Source organism: Erysipelatoclostridium sp. An173 (assembly GCF_002160495.1).
Classification (GTDB): Bacteria; Bacillota_I; Bacilli_A; order Erysipelotrichales; family Coprobacillaceae; genus Thomasclavelia; species Thomasclavelia merdavium.
In genome coordinates, this window is record NZ_NFKR01000100.1 from 1 (window position 1) to 1,150 (window position 1,150).

Consider the following 1,150-nt stretch of genomic DNA (forward strand, 5'->3'; position numbering starts at 1 on the left):
TTATTTCTACTATAACTGTGATACATTATGCCGAGAAAATAAATAGAAAAGCCTATAAAATAAATACTTTTCAAACTTTACTCGGCATAATAACTAACTCCACATAAGGTGGAGTCATCAGTCCTGTACTAGCTAATCTGTTCCTTCATTATGTGTTTGATGATTTCATGAGTAAAGAATTTCCTAGTATACCATGGGCAAGATATGCAGATGATGGAATAGCACATTGCGTTTCTCTCAAACAGGCTAAATATTTACTTAAAAGATTGCAAGGTAGATTCAAACAATTTGGACTGGAGCTCAATTTGGACAAAACGCGCATTGTCTACTGTAAAGATGAAGATAGAAAGGGAGATTATGAAAATACTTCTTTTGATTTCTTAGGGTATACATTTCGCCCAAGAGGAGCCAAGAACAAATATGGAAAGTATTTTACAAGCTTTCTGCCTGCAATGAGCAATAAAGTTAAGAAGGCTATACGAAAGGAAGTAAGTGGTTGGAAACTACAACTTAAATCTGATAAAAGTATAAATGACTTAGCCCATATGTTTAATTCTAAGATACAAGGTTGGATTAACTATTATACTCATTTCTATAAATCAGAAATATATGATGTGCTCAGATATATCAATAAATGTCTGATTAAATGGGTACGTAGGAAATTCAAAAAGCGCAAGTCTAATCGACGTGCAGAGCGTTGGCTAGGAGACATCGCTAGAAGAGATAATAAACTTTTCGCTCATTGGAAGTTTGGAATATTGCCATCGGTTGGATAATGGGAGCCGTATGAGCCGAGAGGTTCACGTACGGTTCTGAGAGGGACTTAGGGGGAAGTTCCCTAGGTCTACTTACTGTATCATATTAGTAGGAAGCAGTAAGGCAGCAGATAGGGTCATGGCAAATGTAAGTAAATTCATTGAAAACAAACTGGGATTAAAAGTCAATATGACCAAAAGCAAAATATCAAAACCCAATGAAATCAGGTATCTGGGATTCGGATTTTATTACGACGCGTCCTATGGACAGTGGAAAGCAAAACCGCATCAAATATCAGTCAATAAACTGAAAGAGAAACTGAAGAAGCTGACGAACAGAAGCTGGTCGGTGTCATGGGAACACAGATGTACAAAACTCAGACAGCTTATCAGAG

The 1,150-nt window shown here is 36.7% G+C and carries 1 protein-coding gene and 1 pseudogene; both read left to right on the plus strand.

The features are described 5' to 3' along the window. Positions 1-116 precede the first annotated feature (116 nt). Entirely contained in the window at positions 117-776 is a 660-nt protein-coding gene (locus B5F09_RS14535) for a group II intron maturase-specific domain-containing protein (RefSeq protein WP_255375952.1), read from the plus strand. Between the two features lie 118 nt (positions 777-894). Continuing rightward, positions 895-1,150 (plus strand): annotated as a pseudogene (locus B5F09_RS15095) (group II intron reverse transcriptase/maturase); the annotation flags it as partial.